Here is a 19761-nt window from a genome sequence, read left to right as displayed (position 1 = left end):
TTGCTACATTTATCATTCACTACATTGCGCGTCTTTACCATACTGAGTTGGTGATGGTGGGTTTCGATTCCCTGTGGCTTTCCATCCACTTTGCCAGGTGAGTTTTGAAGCAGGATGGACAGATATGGTATTGCGTCTGGGTAGACTGACCGCCATGGGGGAAGGACTCTTCCTCTTCCAGTTGCAGGGTGGTGATGGACTTTTCATGCTCTTTGGCCGCCCAGTTCTCATCCCATTTGGATTCTGCACCACAGACATCACAGGTGAGCTTGTCGAAAACTTCTTCAGTATGCTCAAGTATTAATACTGTTTTCATGTGTTTCATACTTCCTCCCTGTGGTGTTGATGACCTGGATTTGGTGGCAAGTGACGATTTGATTCTACATCAGTGGCAGGACATGAAAAGGGCAAGCTTAAAAAAAAGCTGTGCTGACCGGCGAGGTCAACACAGCTTCCATTTATTTCAGATTATTGTTGATTGTTAATTTGCTAGCGTCTGCCTGTCTTGCTGGTCGCAGCCTTAGGCTTTGCTGCCTTGTACGCCAGCGCAGGCCGTGCAGAACTGGTGGCAGCAGGTTTGCCTGGTGTTGTTTTTGCATTTCCTGCAGATCGGGAATAAGACTTTTTGCCAAAAGTATCAATTTTTGGTGCTGCTACGCGTTTGCCATTGGCGACACCACTTTCATCGATGGTGATAGGTATGTGCGGCTGGCGTAGCGGGATCAAGTGCTTGGGGCCGCTGCCTATCAAGTCACGCCTGCCTATACGTACCAGCGCTTCGTGGATGATTTCCCAGTTTTCCGGTGCGTGATAGCGCAACAATGCCTTGTGCAGTTTGCGTACCTTGCCAGAGCGAGCTGTCTCTACAACTTCCGAATCTGCCGTCACTTTCTTCAACGGATTCTTGCGGGTATGGTACATGGTCGTTGCCAGTGCCATAGGCGTGGGCATGAAGGTTTGTACCTGATCGAGCTTGAAATCATTTTTCTTGAGCCAGATCGCCAGATTCACCATGTCTTCATCCGTCGAACCCGGATGGGCAGCAATGAAGTACGGGATCAGGTATTGTTCCTTGCCAGCTTCTTTTGAATACTTTTGGAACATGGCCTTGAACTCGTCATAACTGCCTATGCCGGGCTTCATCATCTTGGACAGAGTATCAGCTTCGGTATGTTCAGGTGCTATTTTCAGCAGGCCGCCAACGTGATGAGTGACCAGTTCTTTTACATATTCTGGTGAGCGTACTGCAAGGTCATAGCGCAGGCCTGAGCTGACCAATATCTTTTTGATGCCCGGCAGGGCGCGTGCCTTACGGTAAATGGAAATCAGCTTGCTGTGATCGGTGCCGAGGTTGGAACAGATACTCGGGTAGACGCAGGACAGGCGACGACAGGATTCTTCTATCTTCTTGTCCTTGCAGGCCAGGCGATACATGTTCGCCGTTGGTCCGCCCAGATCAGAGATCGTGCCTGTGAAGCCTTTGACCTTGTCGCGGATTTCTTCTATCTCGCGCAAAATCGATGGCTCTGAACGGCTTTGTATGATGCGGCCTTCATGCTCGGTAATCGAGCAAAAAGTACAGCCACCAAAGCAGCCGCGCATGATATTCACAGAGAAACGTATCATCTCCCAGGCTGGTATGCGTGACTTGCCATAAGCAGGGTGTGGGGCGCGTGCATAGGCGCGGTCATACACGCCATCCATCTCATCCATGGCCAGCGGCAGTGGCGGAGGGTTCAACCATACATCGCGGTCGCCATGCCCTTGCACCAGCGCCTTGGCGTTGCCGGGATTGGCTTCCAGATGGAAGACACGGGATGCATGGGCGTACAGCACCGCATCATCCTTGACTTCATCAAAGGACGGCAGGCGTATGACCGATTTATGTTGCTTGTTGCGCAGCATGAGTTGGCGCTCTTCGCGGCTCATGATGCGTATGGCTTGCAATTGCACGACATCAGCCTTGGTTTCGGGCTTGACATCAGGCTTAGTTTCTGCGGATGTGGCAGCATCGCCAGTGGCGCATTTTGCCTCTTTCTCCGGGATCATTGCATACGGATCGGTATGCGCCTCTATTTTGCCTGGCGTGTCTATTTTGACGGAATTTATTTCTGTCCATTCTTCATCTGGCAACCAGCCACGCGGCGTCATGAAGGCAGTGCCGCGCAAATCGCGGATATCCTTGATAGCTTCACCTTGAGCGAGCCGGTGCGTGAGATCGATGAGTGCGCGTTCGGCATTGCCAAACAACAGGATGTCTGCCTTTGAGTCAGGCAAGACTGAGCGCTTCACCTTGTCAGACCAGTAATCATAATGGGCAATGCGACGCAAACTGGCTTCTATGCTGCCAGCGACAACATTGGCATCCGGGTAAGCTTCACGGGCGCGCTGCGCATAAACGACCAGGGCGCGGTCGGGGCGCTTGGTGCGGTCACCATCAGGTGTGTAAGCATCTTCAGAGCGTATCTTGCGGTCAGCCGTATATCGGTTCACCATGGAATCCATATTACCGGCAGTGACACCAAAATAAAGATTTGGTTTGCCTAAAGCGCGGAAAGCATCAGCAGAATGCCAGTCTGGCTGGCTGATGATACCAACCCGGAAACCATGATGCTCCAGCAGGCGACCTATCAGGGCCATGCCAAAGCTGGGATGGTCGATATAGGCATCACCGGTGACGAGGATAACATCGCAACTATCCCAGCCAAGCACATCCATTTCGGCGCGTGACATAGGGAGAAATGGTGCAGTATTTTTCCCGCCAACTTCTGGGCGAAAACGGGGGAATGAGAATAGATTTTTAGGCTGAGCGTTCATTGGCGGAATTGTACCGGAAAGCCGCTGGTTTTGCGCGGCAATAAGGAAATTCTTCTGAAAAATCAAAAGCTTGCATGCAAATGCGATGATATATTTGTTAATAATTTATTCTTGTGATTTTGGGGCCTGTAAGCCTTAACCAATTTTTTATAATTGCCCTATTGACTTGGCAGTGCTAATTCAGACAGTCTGGATAGGCTGATTGAAGCAAATTTTTTCGAATTTGTTTATCTTTTTAAGGGCTAATTCCATATTAGATATAGCTGTTTTCGCGTAAAATCGCGCCAATATCAATTTGGCAGGAGAAGCATATGAGTATCAAATCAGACAAGTGGATACGCCGTATGGCGGAACAAACCGGCATGATAGAGCCATTTGAACCTGGTCAGGTGCGTGAGCGTGATGGCAACCGCATCGTCAGCTATGGAACTTCTTCATATGGTTACGATATACGCTGTGCCGACGAATTCAAGATTTTTACGAATATCAACAGCACCATTGTTGATCCAAAAAATTTCGATGAGAAATCTTTTGTCGATTTCAAGGGTGACGTATGCATCATTCCACCAAACTCATTTGCGCTGGCCCGCACGATGGAGTATTTCCGTATTCCGCGTAGCGTATTGACTATCTGTCTCGGTAAATCAACCTACGCCCGCTGCGGTATCATCGTCAACGTCACACCGTTTGAGCCAGAATGGGAAGGTTATGTGACGCTGGAGTTTTCCAATACCACACCATTGCCAGCCAAGATTTATGCAGGTGAAGGGTGTGCCCAGGTGCTGTTCTTTGAAAGTGATGAAGTGTGTGAAACTTCTTACAAAGACCGTGGCGGTAAATATCAGGGCCAAGTCGGTGTAACTTTGCCAAAAACCTGAATACAAGACTCAATACAAAAATTCATGCAGCCGGATTATGTAGCCATACTTCAGACCATTTTTTCTGAAGTCCAGCCTTTATTGTCTCAGGGGAAAGTGGCTTCCTATATTCCTGAATTATCCAAAGTGTCAGCCCAACATTTTGGCATGGCTGTGTATTGCCTGGATGGTAGCACCTACAACATAGGTGATAGTCAGCAAAAATTCTCATTGCAAAGTGTGACCAAGCTGTTTGCCCTGGCGCTGGCATTTTCTCGCGAAGGCGATGCGATTTGGGAGCGGGTAGGGCGTGAGCCTTCCGGCAACCCCTTCAACTCCTTGGTGCAACTGGAATATGAGCGTGGCAAGCCGCGTAACCCGTTTATCAATGCGGGCGCGCTGGTCATTGCCGATATTTTGTCGGCCCGCTTTGTACAGTCGGATATTGCCGTTCAGCAGTTTGCCCGAACGATATCGGGCGAGGCTACTATCGATTTTGATATAGCCGTTGCGCAGTCTGAACGCCAGACTGCGCATCGCAATTATGCGATCGCGCATTTGATGAAAGATTTTGGCAATCTGCACAACCCCGTCAAAACGGTCATCGACAGTTATTGCCGTCAATGCTCGCTGACGATGACGTGCGCTGAATTGGCCAAGGCTGGCGGTTTCCTTGCCAATCATGGCCGCGTACCCTGGAGTGGGCAGCAAATCCTGGATGCCAGCTCATCCAAGCGCCTCAATGCACTGATGCTGACCTGTGGCACCTATGATGCAGCAGGTGATTTTGCCTATCGCGTGGGTTTGCCAGCCAAGAGTGGGGTTGGTGGCGGTATTTTGGCGCTGGTGCCGGGTGAGTTGGCAGTGGCCGTTTGGTCGCCTGGGCTGGATGCGACTGGCAACTCGTTGGCGGGTACTTATGCTCTGGAACGTTTCACTACCCTGACAGCCCGGTCTATATTCTGATTTCCTGTGATTGCCACTGAGGTGTCACTGCATGCCCTCAAGCGCGCAGCGACGAATACTGCTTAAGCCAGGAAACCTAGATTACGATTAGAAAAATTAGTGATATTCGGGAAGATATCATTGATCTGGCTTGTGCTCAGCCCAAACCAGTTTGCCAGTGTCGCGCCATATTGATCGACCGAAACCTGTGGCAGCAAGCTGCCCGAACCTACGTCCAGGCTATGTTTAAGCCCCGTTACCGGAAAGTCACCATAAATGTTGTTGCCTTTGACTGCGCCACCAACGATGAAGTGGTGTGAACCCCAGCCGTGATCAGTGCCATCGCCATTGCTGGTAAAAGTCCTGCCAAAATCCGAAGCTGTGAACAGGGTCACCTGCTTGCGCATATCAGTACCCTGCAAGTTTCCCATGACGCCATCAAAATAACTGATGGCGTGAGCCAGCCTGGCCATCAAATCTGCATGTGCAGTGCGTTGGAAATCATGCGTATCGAATCCACCCAGGCTGACAAAGAACACTTGTCTTTGCGCGCCCAGCGCGCTGCGCCCGGCGATGATCCTGGCGATGGTTTGCAGTTGTGATGCCAGTCCATTGGTGGCCAGGTTTCCGTTATTTGGATTGGTATATTGAGTCGGGTTGGGAACGCCAGTGGCCCCCGCAGGTGCCATCGCCGGACTCAGCAGGCTTTGTGCATTAATGGAGCGGTTAGTGACGGCCGCATGTTCTTTCTGGAACAGATTGGCGCTATCTGATGAGATGATATTCTTCAGCGGGTTACCGGCGGTACTGGTGCCGAACAGGCTGCCGGTCAAGCCATTGATAGGCACTGCGCCAGATGCGCTGACCTGGTATTGATTGATATTGCGGCCAGCCAGGAACACTGCATTGCCAGACGTTGAAATTGCCGTAAATACAGGATAGGAATTGGAAGAGGCAAGCATGTCACCCATACGCCCACCCCAGCCATAAGCTGCACCTTCTGGTGCATAGGCTTGCCACAGAGATTGCTGGTCATTATGGGAAAACAGTTTCGGCGGCAGAGGTACGCTGCCAGCTTTGTATTGTGCCAATGTGGTTGGCACTATCAATGGGCCGACATTGCTGAGTATCGCTGCACGACCATTGTCAAACAGGCTTTTCAATGGCCCCAGTTGCGGATGCAATGCGAAGCTGCGGCCAGCCTGGGATGTGGTCGGGCTGATGGGTAAAACACCGCCATTGCTGCCAACAGCGGGCAGGGCTATTGATCCTGCCTCGTTGGTGGTACGCACAGTCGTGTATTGATTCCAGGACGTACTGTCAGTTGCCAGTACCGTATTGGCATGGTCGTTGGCGCCATACAGAAACAGGCATATCAGTGCCTTGTAGCCACCAGGTGCGGTTTGTGCTGCAGCTGAACCCATGGTTGCCAGGTTGATGGCGAAAGGCAAGCTGGCACTCCCTGCAGCGCCGGCAACACCAAGAGCGGTTGAGATGCGCAAAAACTCACGGCGTGAAGCGTTCAATTTAGTCATGATAGATCCCGTTCATTTTTGGACCAGATATTCAGGTGAGGCCATAGTCAGGAAAATCGACAGATAGACGCGATTCTTCTTCGCTGCATCCGCATTGGCTGTATTGTTGGACGGTATCGTTACCGAATTGACTGCCGTCAAGATCTGGCTGCGCAAGTTGCTGCTCATCTGGTTTGACATCAGGGTCAGGTTCAATTGATCCAGCAATTGATCCGGCGTTGCTGCGAGGTTGATGAGGCTGCTGTAATCCGCCTTAACGTCACGCGATGAACCCGTGCCGTTTGGAATAACATCGCGCATGAAGTTCAGGTAGCCGACGACTGAAGTTTCACCTGTGATTTGCATTTCTGGCGAGACCAGACCTGCGCTGGCGATACCTGAATTTGGTGGTACATAACCAGGGCGGTAGAAATTGAATACCGTTGGCGAGCGCATCGGTGTTTCTGACAAACCGCTGAGGGGATCGTCCATGCTGGTCATCAGGAAGCGGCCGGAAGTGGAGCTCACATTGAATGCACGCATCCAGTTCGCCAGGCGTAATACCGGCTCTCTGAGTTTGCCAGTATTGGCGAAGGCCAGGGTGGTGTCATTGCGTGCCTCATTGTCCAGTAAAATCGCCTTGATGACGGCACGCATGTCACCCCTGGCACCTGAGCCATTGTTGTTGAAAGCTGCCGCAACCCTGGAAATATATTGGGGGCTTGGGTTGCTGGTGACCAGGCGTTGTATCAACTGTTTGCCTATGAAAGGGCCAACATTTGGGTGATTGAACAGTGCATCCAACGCCGTTTTCAAACTCGCTTCGGGATTGGCTGGTGACTGTGCCGGAATAGTCACACCCAGGAAAGTCTTGGCTGAAACTGAATGGTATTTGGGATAGCTTTGCATCGGCAACCAGTCACGGTTGGCGTCTGCATTGCCGCCAAAGAAGCGGTTATCACTCTTGTCCGGGCCTGCCCAGCTCCACCCGGTGAATACCTTGGCCAGACCTTGGATATCTGTACTGGAGTAGGTTTCAACTGGTTTACCGCCGTTCATGACATAAGTACCATCCTGATTCAACTGATACAGGCCTATGGTGAAGAGCTGCATGACTTCACGCGCATAATTCTCGTCTGGGACCTGGGTGCCGGATTCTTTTTGATTGCGCAAGGAAGTCAGGTAATTGCCCATCATGGGGTGCAAGCTGACTGATTCCAGCAAGTTACGGAAATTGCCAAAGGCATTGGCCCCAAGCGTATCGTAATAGCTCGCAACGCCACGCGGGTAATTAGCTACATTGCTGTCCTGGAAGGACACCACAAATATTTGTGAGAGGGCAAAGGTGACGCGCTGTCTTAATTGGTCATCGCCTTTAATTGCCTGCTGCCAAAATGATTCAAAGAAGTTATTCTGACTTAAATCACTCAAGCCATTGATGAAGCCGGCAGCTTGCGCATCCATATAACTGCGGTGCAATTTTTGTGGCATGGCCAGCTGCTTGTCTATCCAGGCACTATAGCTGCTATTCGCCAGGTTATTGATGTCAGAACTGTTCGCACCAAAACTGGCCTGCGCCAGGAAGCGTGACGCCTGTGCAGGAGTGGGTGCGTTGGCATTGTTGCTCGACTGAAAGCCCACCAAGGCTTGTATCATGCCATTGGCAATGCTGGAGTCTGTTGGTGTGACTGTAGAGGCCAGCGCCATTCCCTTGGTGATGGAATCTTCTGTGCGAAGATAGGTAAAGCCCTGCTGAATGGCGAAGTTCTTGGCAACATTGATTTTATTGTCGAGGAGGCTGCTGACCCAGCCATTGACCGCATCACCAGCATAACCATGGGCGGCAATTAGCATGGAGCGCACGACTATGCCGCGCGTCACAGTGCCATTGGCAAGGCTGCTCGTCCAGTAATCCAGCCCTGCTTTGTCTGGTGGGGAGCGGCTTAATACATTGCGATAAACATTGGTGACGAAATCAACATTGTTGGCATCGGGTGCATAACCCGTCAATGTAGCATCTTGTATGGCTGCAATGTAAAACGAATCCCCAATTTTTTCTATGGACATGCCATTTTTGAACTGAGTGATCCAGTAGGCCAGGCCATTTGCATCAGGAATGCGGTTGAAATAGGAGATGTATAGCTCAATGATGTTATTCAGGTCATTAGCAGCAATACTGGAAGACAAGCTGGCAATCTGCAGATTGACCGAGACATCCTTAAATATCAATTGCTGAATGCTGGAGTTGACATCGGTCGTGCCATCAGTGCCAATATTATCTTTGACTGAATAACCGGTGCTGGTCTGGGAAATCGCATAATTTGAGCGATTACTGCCAAAACTGATTGTGGTACTGGTGATCACTGGCGCGGGCGCAAACAGGCGCTCCAATACCGTAGGAGGAGCCGGCGTAACCTCGCCAGAAGATGTGTTGGCTTTTTGATCGCCACCACATGAGCTCAATGCAAAAACGGATAAAACAAGCAAACAATGCTTGATGGTGTTAAGCCTGAATAGCGGCATGGTCACTCCTGAAAGTTCATCCCCAGACAATTCCATTTGGGAAAGCCAATTTTAATCCATGCCCTAAAATCACAGCACCAAAAAGTGTAACAAATCAGTGAAGCAGCACATAAATGCCCACCAAAGGTAAGCAGATGTAATTGTTATGGTATTAATTTCTTAATTGTAGATTTTGTGTCTATATGCAAATGCAAGTTAATTGAAATTAATGGTAATGCCTAATCCATCTCGGCCAGCGTTTGATGAACAAACGCTGACAAGATGAGTTTGGATTGAGCAGATACATCGATAAATTCAAATCCGTGTCTGTATTCCAGACCGTTTTCAGTGGGGGCCTGCGAACGCAGTATTACATTCAGACTCAGGTATTCATCGTTACCTGCCGCACTGACTTTGAATTTAATGGTGCCCACATCTCCTTTTTTGCCGACCACTTTTTTCATCACGCCGGAAGCACCGCCCATGCTCAAGTCACCCAGCGTAGCTGCTGCGGTTTGCTCGGGATCGCCGATCGTGACGGACGCAATGATTTTGACATTGGCGCGTGAACCCTGGCGTATGGTCGTACAACGAACTTGCTTGGGGTAAGAAATATGCAGATAAGGGTGGGGCGAATAAACAGATTTAATGGCTGATGCGGTAAAGGCATAAGCCTTTTTGCCAGGAAATGCCCGCACGATGAAGGTTTGTCCGTCACGAATGATGACCGCTTTACCATCTATGGCCGGTGCAGTCACCATAATGGACATATTTTTGACAAAACCGATCAATTTCACTGTGTAGCGCACAGCGGTATGGTCATGGACTTGCAGATACAGGGTTTCGCCTACATTCCAGCGTACGCTGTCCAGTTCCATCAGTACATCTTTGTGTGCGTCTTGCGGAGCAGGGCTGGAACCAGGAGATGCAGATTGAGATGAAACTGGTTTGGAAATGGGCGTGAGTTTTGATGGGATGCTGTCCCACATGGCATCGGGATTGCAGTAGCCGTGTTCAAGCAGACCTTCGAGCTGGTGCTGACTCTCAATTTTGACACCAGATGCCATCAACAGATGGCCTTGTTCATCATAAATAGGCCAAGGCGCAGTCTGACCTACGCTGATTTCCGTATGCTTGATCGGCATCAGTCCTGTTGCACCACCCATTGCCTGTATCCATAATCATGATTATCGGTTGATTGTATATCGAAAATTGGAGCAAACTAAGCGTCTTGTTGTGCGTTTGTATAATAAAAAGCACTTATTACCAGGGAATGGCAATAAGTGCTCGGTCAGACTCAAAGACTAAGGTTTTTAATGATGCCTTATTTGCCGCTTTCTGCCGTGGATTTGACGCAATCGACAAAATAGCCACGCTTGCCATCGATTTCTGCTTTGACCAGACCATGGCAATCAGTTTCAAAACCAGGGAATTTTTCATTGAAATCACGCACGAAACGCAAGTAATCAACAATAGTCTGATTGAAGCGCTCGCCAGGAATCAGCAATGGAATGCCTGGCGGGTAGGGCGTCAACAGAATCGCGGTAACACGGCCCTCAAGTTCATCAATCGACACTCGTTCAGTTTCACGGTGCGCCATCATGGCGAAGGCATCAGATGGTTTCATCGCCGGTTGCATGTCAGACAAATACATCTCTGTTGTCAAGCGTGCCACGTCATGACCTTTGTAGGCTTCATGTATTCCCTGGCAAAGATCCTTCAAGCCCACGCCTTCATAGCGAGGGTTTGCCGCAGCAAATTCCGGCAAGATACGCCACATAGGCTGGTTCTTGTCGTAGTCGTCCTTGAACTGTTGCAAGGCAGTCAGCAAGGTATTCCAGCGGCCCTTGGTAATGCCGATGGTGAACATGATGAAGAAGGAATACAGGCCGCATTTCTCAACAATCACGCCATGCTCAGCCAGGTATTTGGTAACGATGGAGGCAGGAATGCCTGTTTCACCAAACTTACCTTCCAGTGACAGGCCTGGTGTGACAATGGTAGCCTTGATCGGATCCAGCATATTGAAGCCTGGCGCCAGTTTGCCAAAACCATGCCAGTCATCTTCGGCACGTATCATCCAGTCTTCGCGTGAACCTATGCCATCGGCAGAGAATTCTTCTGGCCCCCAGACCTGGAACCACCAGTCCTTGCCCCATTCCTGATCTACCTTGCGCATGGCGCGGCGGAAGTCCAGCGCCTCAAGGATGGATTCTTCTACCAGCGCCGTGCCGCCAGGCGCTTCCATCATGGCTGCTGCGATATCGCAAGAGGCAATAATCGAGTATTGCGGAGAAGTCGAGGTATGCATCAAATAAGCTTCATTGAAGCTGTCACGGTCGAGTTTGCGTGTTTCAGATTCGCGCACCAGAATTTGTGATGCCTGTGAAATGCCAGCCAGCAGTTTATGCGTCGATTGGGTCGAGAAAATCATCGACTTTTTAGCGCGCGGCCTGTCTTTGCCAATCGCATGCATGTCTTTATAAAAGTCATGGAAAGTCGCATGCGGCAACCATGCTTCGTCAAAGTGCAGGGTATCGATTTCGCCGTCCAGCAAGTCTTTCAATACTTCGACGTTGTACAACACGCCATCGTAAGTTGATTGCGTGATGGTCAGGATGCGCGGCTTCTTGTTCTTCGCTTCTCGCGCAAAAGGATTGGCTTCTATCTTCCTCTGTATGCTTTCCATGCTGAATTCTTCCAGCGGGATAGGGCCGATAATGCCAAGGTGATTCCGTGTAGGCATCAGGAAAACAGGTATCGCACCACACATGATGATGGAATGCAGGATGGATTTATGGCAGTTACGATCTACCACGACGATATCGCCAGGTGCAACCGTGGAATGCCAGACCATCTTGTTGGATGTCGAAGTGCCATTGGTCACGAAGTAGCAATGATCAGCATTGAAAATGCGTGCTGCATTGCGTTCGGACGCAGCAACCGGGCCAGTATGATCGAGCAATTGCCCCAATTCTTCTACCGCATTGCATACGTCGGCGCGCAGCATGTTTTCACCAAAGAATTGGTGGAACATCTGGCCTATCGGTGACTTCAGGAAGGCCACGCCACCTGAGTGACCCGGGCAATGCCAGGAGTAAGAGCCATCATTGGCGTAATGCACCAGCGCACGAAAAAACGGCGGTGCCAGGCCATCCAGGTAAGAGCGTGCTTCACGAATAATATGACGCGCCACGAATTCTGGCGTGTCTTCAAACATGTGAATGAAACCATGCAATTCGCGCAGGATATCATTCGGGATATGGCGGGAAGTGCGGGTTTCTCCGTACAGGTAAATCGGGATGTCCGCATTCTTGTAGCGAATTTCTTCAACGAATGCACGCAAGGACTTCAGAGCGTAATCTGTCTCTTCATCGGTGCCGTCGCCAAATTCTTCATCGTCAATCGACAGGATAAAGGCAGAGGCGCGTGATTGTTGTTGGGCAAACTGGGACAAGTCACCATAGCTGGTTACACCCAGTACTTCCATGCCCTCGGTCTCTATGGCATCTGCGAGCGCGCGTATGCCGAGGCCAGAAGTGTTTTCAGAACGAAAATCTTCGTCGATGATGACGATGGGGAAGCGGAATTTCATGGAGGTCTCCAAAAAAGCTTGTTACAAGGGAGACGCCTGGGCAAGTTAAATCAACCGCTTGCGCGCCGAAAATTCAAAGAAGCGAATTCTCTCAGATATGTGGGGGCTGATGTGAAAAAATCGCAGAATTCTGACATGAAATGCAAAATTTCATGTGATTGTCATCAAATCAGTAATCACACCATATCTTGCATTGTCAAATGGCTGCTGCGATAAATTTTATTCAACAAATCATTGTCTTTATGCTTTCGTTTAGCTTACTGCATAAATTAAAAAAGAGTGCTTTTGCAAACACTCTTTTATCAGTTCAGGCATTGTGAAGCGAGTCGTCAGAAGCGATAGCTTGCAGCAGAAAAAATCGTGACAGGGTTTCTCTGAAAAACAAAGGGGCTCCTGCCTGCATCGCCATTTAACCGGCTTACTGAAGCACCGGTCGTCAGTGACCAGTTGTTGTCGATATTCCAATGCCAGCTGGCACCAAGTTTGATATCGGAAATGCCTGAAGATGGAGTGTATTGTACATAGCCGCTGGACAAGGATTGTGCCGCAGTCACACCATAGTAAGACTGCATGTAGGCAGAATTAACCCAGTTGGCACCTATGCTGGCAGAGAGCCTGTGCTGCGGGCTCAATAAAGTGGTCGCACGCGCACCAAAGCTGACCTGGACACCATTATGGTCAAGGCCTGAGCCATAACGCACGGAAGATGCCAGAGAAAAATTCTGGTCTATGTTGTAATTCAGAAAAGCGCCAGGCTCAATCGCGGTGTTGACATCACCAAGGCCATGCAATTTGCCCGAGCGTGACTCATCACGCGCAGCTTCCAGCGACATGCGCAGACCATATTGCAGGCTTGCATCTTTGGAGAAGTTATAGCCCAGCCCATTCACAGCGCTGAAGAATGCGCCATTTTTCCATTGCGCATCAAACATGGGATAAGCAGCCAGGCGACGCTCATCAGAGCCAGTGTATTTGGGCATACTGAGCGCAACAGCACCCAGAGAGAAATTCACATCCTTGGGCAGGTAGCTAGTGGGAACCAGTTGCACGAATTGCGAGGTCTGCGCTCCTGCTGAGCAGGTCACCGCCAATAATGTGATACCCAGTATTTTTTTCATTATTTTTCTCATTCTATTTTATTTGTGCAGCCAGGCTAGTCCCGCCAATACAACACCAACGCCAGCGACACCATAGGAAGCATATTGCAGCCATTTTTTCTTGGTCAGCAAGGTAATTGCTGCCAGCGAAATGGCAATTTGCACTGCCGTCATTGCCTGAGCCCAGCGGTGGTGTTGATGCAGCGCTTCCTCAGATTTTTTTTCCCAGGCTTTGCTTTCTTCTTCCAAGGCTTCTGCTTTTTTCTTGATTTCTTCTTTTTCTAGTTTGTAGCGCTCGACTTCTGCCTTGTATTTTGCCGCATCAGCTCCGGGAATAACCATTGCCAATTCTGCCAGGTTTTGCTTGTTGGATTTTGACTGATAAAAATTCCATTGGTTCGATGCTTCTGTCTTTTTAATGGCAGAATCGTTCTTGTGCATGGCTGCATCATTCTGTGTTGCACCACCTTCGTAGCCAAACAAAGCGCCTACAGTTGCCATAATGGCAGTCATTACTGCAATCTTGCTGGCGAAATCATCATTGCTGTGGGCCGCGTGCTCCAATTCATGATCATGTGGTCCGTGTACATGAAAACCGTGTCCTGACATAGTAATCCTAAATCTTTTTATAAGTGACAAATGCAAAATGTAAATGACTTGCTTCTGAGTAATGTGTTTCTCTTCCTGTCTCTTTCCATAGTAGTGGATCGATAGCAGGGAAAAAAGCATCACATGCAAATTCCTGTTGTATCTCAGTCACGACCAGTTCATTGGCCAGATCCAGGCTTTGCTGATAAATCTCGGCACCGCCAATAATGTAAGCCAGATCATCATTCAGCAAGGCGCGGGCAGCATCAAGTGATGTCGCAGTTTCCACGCCTGCATGATGCCAGTCATGATTACGCGTGACTACAATATTGCGCCTGTTTGGCAACGCCCGCCCTATGGATTCAAAGGTTTTTCTGCCCATGATAATGGCGTGACCAGTGGTGGTCCGCTTAAAGTGGGCAAGATCCTCGGACAAATGCCAGGGCAATTTATTATCTATGCCTATGCCCAGCTTGGAATCGGTTGCAACAATAATGCTTAAAGATGACATGCTCATGAATCCAGGACTTAAACAGCAACAGGTGCTTTGATCGCAGGGTGGAATTGGTAATTCGCAAACTCAAAATCATCAAATTGATAATCAAAGATGGATTCAGGTTTGCGTTTGATGACCAATTGCCCCAATGGCAAAGTGTTACGAGATAATTGTTCGTTAACTTGGTCCATGTGATTGGAATACAAGTGGCAGTCGCCACCAGTCCAAATGAAATCACCAACTTCCAGACCGGTTTGTTGCGCCACCATATGGGTCAGCAAGGCATAAGATGCGATATTGAAAGGCACGCCCAGAAAGATATCGGCACTGCGCTGATATAACTGGCAAGATAGTTTGCCGTCAGCGACATAGAATTGGAACATCATATGGCAGGGGGGCAGCTTCATCTGCGGTATGTCAGCAACATTCCAGGCAGAGACGATAAGGCGGCGCGAATCAGGGTTATTACGTATCTGCTCTATCACTTGTTTGATCTGATCTATGTGTTCACCAGAAGGTGTAGGCCAGTTGCGCCATTGTGAACCATAAACCGGGCCAAGATCGCCATTGGCATCTGCCCATTCATTCCAGATAGAGACGCCATTGTCTGTCAGGTATTTGATATTGGTGGAGCCTGCCAGAAACCAGATCAGTTCATGCACGATAGACTTCAGGTGCAGCTTCTTGGTTGTCACCAGTGGAAAGCCCTTGCTCAGGTCAAAGCGCATCTGGTAACCAAAGACTGACACTGTGCCAGTGCCGGTTCTGTCAGTTTTTTGGGTGCCGTGTTCTTTCACATGGCGCATGAAGTCAAGGTATTGATGCATGGGCTTAATAAATTGCTATGTTAGTTGCTATCTTATCTAAGGCGGCAGTATACCTTAGGGCAGGAAAAAACACTTGGAGATTGTAGAGAGACTGACTTAGTTGAGGCAATGAGCCAGCTTTTTGAGATCCGGGCTAATTGGTTTAGCGTTTGCTCAACAGGGGGTTGCTGGATTCCGGTTCACCGGGTGCTACCAGTGGCAATTTGATTTCAAACCGGGTGCCCTGATCGACTATGCTGCTTGCATGAATAGTGCCGCCGAGTACATTGGAGATAATGTTGAAAGTAATACTCAGTCCCAGGCCGCTGCCACCCTGACCAAACTTGGTGGTAAAGAAGGGTTCGAATATTCTGTTAATGATTTCTGCTGAAATACCCTTGCCATTGTCTTCAAAAATAATGAGGACATGGTCACCCTGTTGCGTCGCAGTGCAGCGCATATGACCTTCTTCACGTCCTTCGAGACCATGAGCAACTGCATTATTGACCAAATTGGTGAACACCTGACCTAGCAAACCTGGGTAGCTGTCTAGCTGTATTTCACCAGGAATATCAAGTTCCAGCGTGAAAGGAGTTTTACGCAAGCTTGAGTGCAGCAGAGCAGTGAGTTCTTGCAGCATGACCAGCAGGGCAAATTGCCGGCGCTGTGCGCTGGACTGATCAACGGCTACCTGTTTGAAGTCACCAACCAGATGGGCAGACTGTTGCAGTCCTCGTAGCAGCAATTTGGTGGAATCTACAGCTGTGGTTGCATAGCGTGTCAGGTCAGAACGCTTCATCTTGCCTTCTTCGACCATTCTGACCAGATTGCGCGTTTCTTCTTCAAGGGTGCTGGCTACCAGCAGGCAATTACCCAACGGGGTATTTAATTCATGCGCTACGCCTGCGACCATGGAACCCAATGCAGCCATACGTTCTACCCTTGCCAATTCTGCTTGTGCTGAATTCACATTATTCAGTGCGGCTTCCAGGTTCTGGTTGACTGTTTCCAGTTCTTGTGTACGCTGACGGACCTTGGACTCCAGTGTGCCTGAGTATTCAAGCAATTGCTGATTCTTGATTTCCAGTTCACCAAATGATCTTTGCAAAGCCTGGCGGGTGGCTTCGAGACTGGTTGCCAGGTGACCCAGTTCATCTTCACGGTTCAAGGCAATTGGGTCGTTCAGTTCGCCATTCGCCAGTCTGTCCGACTCGCCCATCAATATTCTGACCGGTTGTACCAAACGCCACTGCAAAACCACCAGGATAAACAAGATGGCCAGTATCAGTGAAAGTACAGCAGTTGTCACATAGCGCCTAAAATCTGATGCCAGGCTTTCCCGCAGTAAATCTTCTGCCAGGGTAAGCCTGACCTGGCCTATGACCTGGCCACCATGCTTGATCTCTCTGACCATGCTGGTGAATGGGCCTTTCTGGGTTTGTTTGCGGGTATCGTTCTTGATGAACTCTTTGCGGTCGGGCAGGGTAATGACTTCTATAGTGGCCACCCTGGGGTCAGAGTACACCACTTCGCTGGAAATATTGGCGATCTCAGGCGTGATTTGCCACAGTGGTTCGCTCAAGATAACGGACAGAATTTCGACCAGGCGATTATGATCTTCTGCGTTCCTGAGCTGGGCCGCGGTTTCTATCGTATGCAGGTGATAAGGGATGAGTATGGCAGCGGGGACGGTCAATCCGAATACAACGGCCAGAATAATCGCCAGTCTTAGCGTGATTCGGCGGCGTAGCGCGGATAAAAGGTGTCGAAACTGCATTGCGAGGTCCTTGTGCAACACTTCCCGGAAGGTATAGTCAGGTGGGGCAGAATATACTTCCACAAGACATTCATATACAGATCAGGCATGAACAACCATGCTTGATGATCGCACAAACAATTCTAAAATACTAAAAGGTTTTTTGCGTTTCGGCAAGATATGATTCTTGAGTGTTCACTCAGTGTGTTCAATTGTCCAAAAAAGGGCAAATTGTTGTGTAAGAGTTGTGTCTAAGATATGCAATTTATGAAAGTAGAAGAGAAGATTATTTGGCTTCCTCTATCCACGCCATCTGTATTGCTTCCAATACTTTCTCACCGCCCCGCGTATGGTCGTCATCAAACTCTTGCAGATCAACGATCCAGTTGTGCAAGTCAGTGAATCGTACTGTAAGTGGATCAATGTCAGGAAATTTATCGCAGAGTGCTTCAGCGATTCTGAAGGTATCAGTCCATTTCATGTTGAGCTCCACTTATGTAATTACTATTCGTTGTTAGTGATTTTCGCGCGCGTGGTTGATCGTGTACTTGGGGATTTCTATCGTGATATCCTGCTTGCCCAGTTTGACCTGGCAAGACAAGCGGGATGTGGATTCCAGGCCCCAGGCCGCATCCAGCAAGTCTTCTTCATCATCAGTAGATTCGTTCAGCGAATTGAATCCTTCGCGAATGACTACGTGACAAGTGGTGCAGGCGCACGACATTTCGCAGGCATGTTCAATCTCTACATCGCTTTCAACTAGTGCTTCGCAAAGTGATTTGCCTTCTGGCGCATCTATCACTGTACCTTCTGGGCAAAGCTGGGGGTGGGGCAGGACTATGATTTGTGGCATGTTGTTCTCGTCAATTCAGTATTTTAGTATTTGATGCTGTTGCAATATCAGGCAATCTCATCGAGCTTCTTGCCGGCCAGTGCGCTGCGCACGCTCTTGTCCATGCGGCGCGCTGCGAATTCTTCCGTGCCTTGTGCCAGCTTGTCGATGGCTTCATGCAATAGCTGGTGATCCTTGCCATCCTTCAGGCCTGCAACCAGTTCCATCAAGGCTTTGATCTGTAGCTGTTCGGCATCATCCAACAGTTGCGCATCCGCATTCAAGGCAGATTGCGTGGCCAGCAGGATACGCTCGGCTTCCACAGCTTCTTCGCGCAAGGCACGTTCCTGCATGTCGGCATCTGCTGACGTGAAAGAATCTTGCAGCATGCGTGTGATGTCGTCATCGGCCAGGCCGTATGATGGTTTGACGGTAATCGCCGCTTCTACGCCAGAACGCAGTTCGCGTGCTGATACAGACAGCAAGCCGTCGGCATCGACTTGATAGGTGATACGTATGCGTGCTGCGCCAGCAGCCATGGGCGGGATACCACGTAGTTCAAAGCGCGCCAGCGAACGGCATTCACTCACCAGTTCCCGTTCACCTTGTACTACGTGGACGGCCATGGCGGTCTGTCCATCCTTGAAAGTAGTGAATTCCTGCGCGCGCGCGCAAGGGATGGTGGAATTGCGCGGGATGACTTTTTCAACCAGGCCACCCATGGTTTCGACGCCCAGCGAAAGCGGGATCACATCCAGCAGCAGCCAGTCATCGCCAGGCGCGCGGTTGCCCGCCAGCAGGTTCGCCTGAATTGCTGCGCCTAGCGCCACCACTTTGTCAGGGTCAATATTTGCCAGCGGAGTGGTCTGGAAGAATTCACCGACTGCCTTGCGTACATGGGGCATGCGTGTGGCGCCACCAACCAGTACTACACCGTCGATATCATCTACCGTCAGGCTGGCATCACGAAGGGCTTTGCGACAAGGCGTGGTGGTTTTTACTACCAGATTTTGCGTCATCTCGGCGAATGCTGCTGCACTGATCTGCAAATGGACAGATTCGCCAGAATTCAGTTTTGCATCAATAAAAGTGCTGGGCTTGCTCGATAAAATTTCTTTGGCTTCGCGCGCCTTCACCATCAGCGTGCTGGTGGCTTCGTCGGAGAGCGGTGCCAGTTTGGATTCCTGCAAGATCCAGCAAAAGAGGCGGTGATCAAAATCATCACCACCCAGGGCTGAGTCACCACCGGTAGCCAGGACTTCAAAAATGCCCTTACTCATTCTTAAAATGGAGATGTCAAACGTGCCGCCACCAAGGTCATACACGGCATATACACCTTCAGATGCGTTGTCGAGTCCATAGGCGATCGCTGCTGCCGTAGGTTCATTCAGCAGGCGCAAGACATTCAAGCCTGCCAGTTTGGCGGCATCCTTCGTTGCCTGTCTTTGGGCGTCATCGAAATAGGCAGGAACCGTAATGACGGCACCCACAAGATCATCGCCCAAAGCATCTTCTGCGGTTTGACGCAACGTAGCCAGAATTTGTGCCGATACTTCTACCGGGCTCTTGATGCCAGCCACAGTCTTGATCTGCACCATACCAGGCTCATCATGAAAATCATAGGGTAGATTTTCAGCATAGGTGATATCTTTCAATCCCCGGCCCATGAAGCGTTTGACCGAGGCAATGGTATTCCTGGGGTCATTGGTTTGCTCCGCCAGCGCCTTGAAGCCAATATGAGCATGGCCATTTGGCAGGTAGCGTACTACCGAAGGCAATAGAGGCCGGCCTTCTTCATCATTCAATACTTCAGGAATGCTATTGCGTACGGTTGCAACCAGGGAGTTGGTAGTGCCCAGATCTATGCCTACTGCCAACCTGTGCTGGTGTGGAGCGGTGGACATGCCAGGTTCGGAAATCTGCAGTAATGCCATGATGAAATGGGGAGATGGCTAA

General features: G+C 49.8%; 16 protein-coding genes. 2 read left to right on the top strand and 14 right to left on the bottom strand.

The genetic code is table 11. From position 1 onward, the window contains the following. Window positions 1-34 precede the first annotated feature (34 nt). Both ACO0LG_RS00185 and ACO0LG_RS00180 read right to left on the bottom strand, forming a co-directional pair. Window positions 35-325, bottom strand: coding sequence for a hypothetical protein (locus ACO0LG_RS00185; RefSeq protein WP_423022174.1), 291 nt, complete (start codon window positions 323-325; stop codon window positions 35-37). 164 nt (window positions 326-489) lie between these two features. After that, a complete protein-coding gene (locus ACO0LG_RS00180) occupies window positions 490-2733 on the bottom strand; it encodes a YgiQ family radical SAM protein (RefSeq protein ID WP_423022172.1) in 2244 nt (747 codons plus the stop codon). A 395-nt stretch (window positions 2734-3128) separates the two neighbouring features. Here ACO0LG_RS00180 and dcd point away from each other — a divergent pair, with 395 nt between their 5' ends. Both dcd and ACO0LG_RS00170 read left to right on the top strand, forming a co-directional pair. Then, on the top strand, window positions 3129-3695 hold the full coding sequence (gene dcd / locus ACO0LG_RS00175; protein ID WP_186945400.1) for a dCTP deaminase: 567 nt from the start codon (window positions 3129-3131) through the stop codon (window positions 3693-3695). A gap of 24 nt (window positions 3696-3719) precedes the next feature. After that, the gene (locus ACO0LG_RS00170) at window positions 3720-4640 is read left to right on the top strand and encodes a glutaminase (protein ID WP_423022170.1); all 921 of its coding nucleotides are present in this window, start codon (window positions 3720-3722) and stop codon (window positions 4638-4640) included. 62 nt (window positions 4641-4702) lie between these two features. On the opposite strand, the gene ACO0LG_RS00165 is transcribed toward ACO0LG_RS00170, so the two are convergent. From ACO0LG_RS00165 to hscA, 12 genes are all read right to left on the bottom strand, one after another. Continuing rightward, window positions 4703-6154 (bottom strand): DUF1501 domain-containing protein, encoded by a 1452-nt coding sequence (locus ACO0LG_RS00165; protein ID WP_423022168.1) that lies wholly within the window; start codon window positions 6152-6154, stop codon window positions 4703-4705. A 12-nt stretch (window positions 6155-6166) separates the two neighbouring features. After that, window positions 6167-8656, bottom strand: a complete 2490-nt coding sequence (locus ACO0LG_RS00160; protein ID WP_423022166.1) for a DUF1800 family protein — start codon at window positions 8654-8656, stop codon at window positions 6167-6169. A 218-nt stretch (window positions 8657-8874) separates the two neighbouring features. Continuing rightward, window positions 8875-9801: a flagellar brake protein gene (locus tag ACO0LG_RS00155; RefSeq protein ID WP_423022164.1), complete on the bottom strand. Its 927-nt coding sequence runs from the start codon at window positions 9799-9801 to the stop codon at window positions 8875-8877. Between the two features lie 158 nt (window positions 9802-9959). Next, window positions 9960-12230, bottom strand: coding sequence for an Orn/Lys/Arg decarboxylase N-terminal domain-containing protein (locus ACO0LG_RS00150; RefSeq protein ID WP_423022162.1), 2271 nt, complete (start codon window positions 12228-12230; stop codon window positions 9960-9962). Window positions 12231-12559: 329 nt separating this feature from the next. Continuing rightward, entirely contained in the window at window positions 12560-13348 is a 789-nt protein-coding gene (locus ACO0LG_RS00145) for a MipA/OmpV family protein (protein WP_423022160.1), read from the bottom strand. Between the two features lie 18 nt (window positions 13349-13366). After that, window positions 13367-13936: a DUF4337 domain-containing protein gene (locus tag ACO0LG_RS00140; protein WP_423023252.1), complete on the bottom strand. Its 570-nt coding sequence runs from the start codon at window positions 13934-13936 to the stop codon at window positions 13367-13369. A 7-nt stretch (window positions 13937-13943) separates the two neighbouring features. Beyond that, window positions 13944-14426, bottom strand: a complete 483-nt coding sequence (locus ACO0LG_RS00135) for a dihydrofolate reductase (protein WP_423022158.1) — start codon at window positions 14424-14426, stop codon at window positions 13944-13946. A gap of 17 nt (window positions 14427-14443) precedes the next feature. Further along, complete coding sequence (locus tag ACO0LG_RS00130) at window positions 14444-15238, bottom strand: thymidylate synthase (protein WP_423022156.1); 795 nt, start codon at window positions 15236-15238, stop codon at window positions 14444-14446. Between the two features lie 142 nt (window positions 15239-15380). Next, complete coding sequence (locus ACO0LG_RS00125) at window positions 15381-16994, bottom strand: sensor histidine kinase (protein WP_423022154.1); 1614 nt, start codon at window positions 16992-16994, stop codon at window positions 15381-15383. Window positions 16995-17259: 265 nt separating this feature from the next. Beyond that, complete coding sequence (iscX, locus tag ACO0LG_RS00120) at window positions 17260-17454, bottom strand: Fe-S cluster assembly protein IscX (RefSeq protein WP_423022152.1); 195 nt, start codon at window positions 17452-17454, stop codon at window positions 17260-17262. Window positions 17455-17487: 33 nt separating this feature from the next. Further along, the gene (gene fdx, locus ACO0LG_RS00115) at window positions 17488-17826 is read right to left on the bottom strand and encodes an ISC system 2Fe-2S type ferredoxin (RefSeq protein WP_423022150.1); all 339 of its coding nucleotides are present in this window, start codon (window positions 17824-17826) and stop codon (window positions 17488-17490) included. 47 nt (window positions 17827-17873) lie between these two features. Next, a complete protein-coding gene (gene hscA, locus ACO0LG_RS00110) occupies window positions 17874-19739 on the bottom strand; it encodes a Fe-S protein assembly chaperone HscA (protein WP_423022148.1) in 1866 nt (621 codons plus the stop codon). Window positions 19740-19761 lie beyond the last annotated feature (22 nt).

The organism is Undibacterium sp. Ji42W, assembly GCF_049340405.1.
Taxonomy (GTDB): Bacteria; Pseudomonadota; Gammaproteobacteria; order Burkholderiales; family Burkholderiaceae_D; genus Undibacterium.
This window is presented reverse-complemented; position numbering and strand designations above follow the sequence as displayed.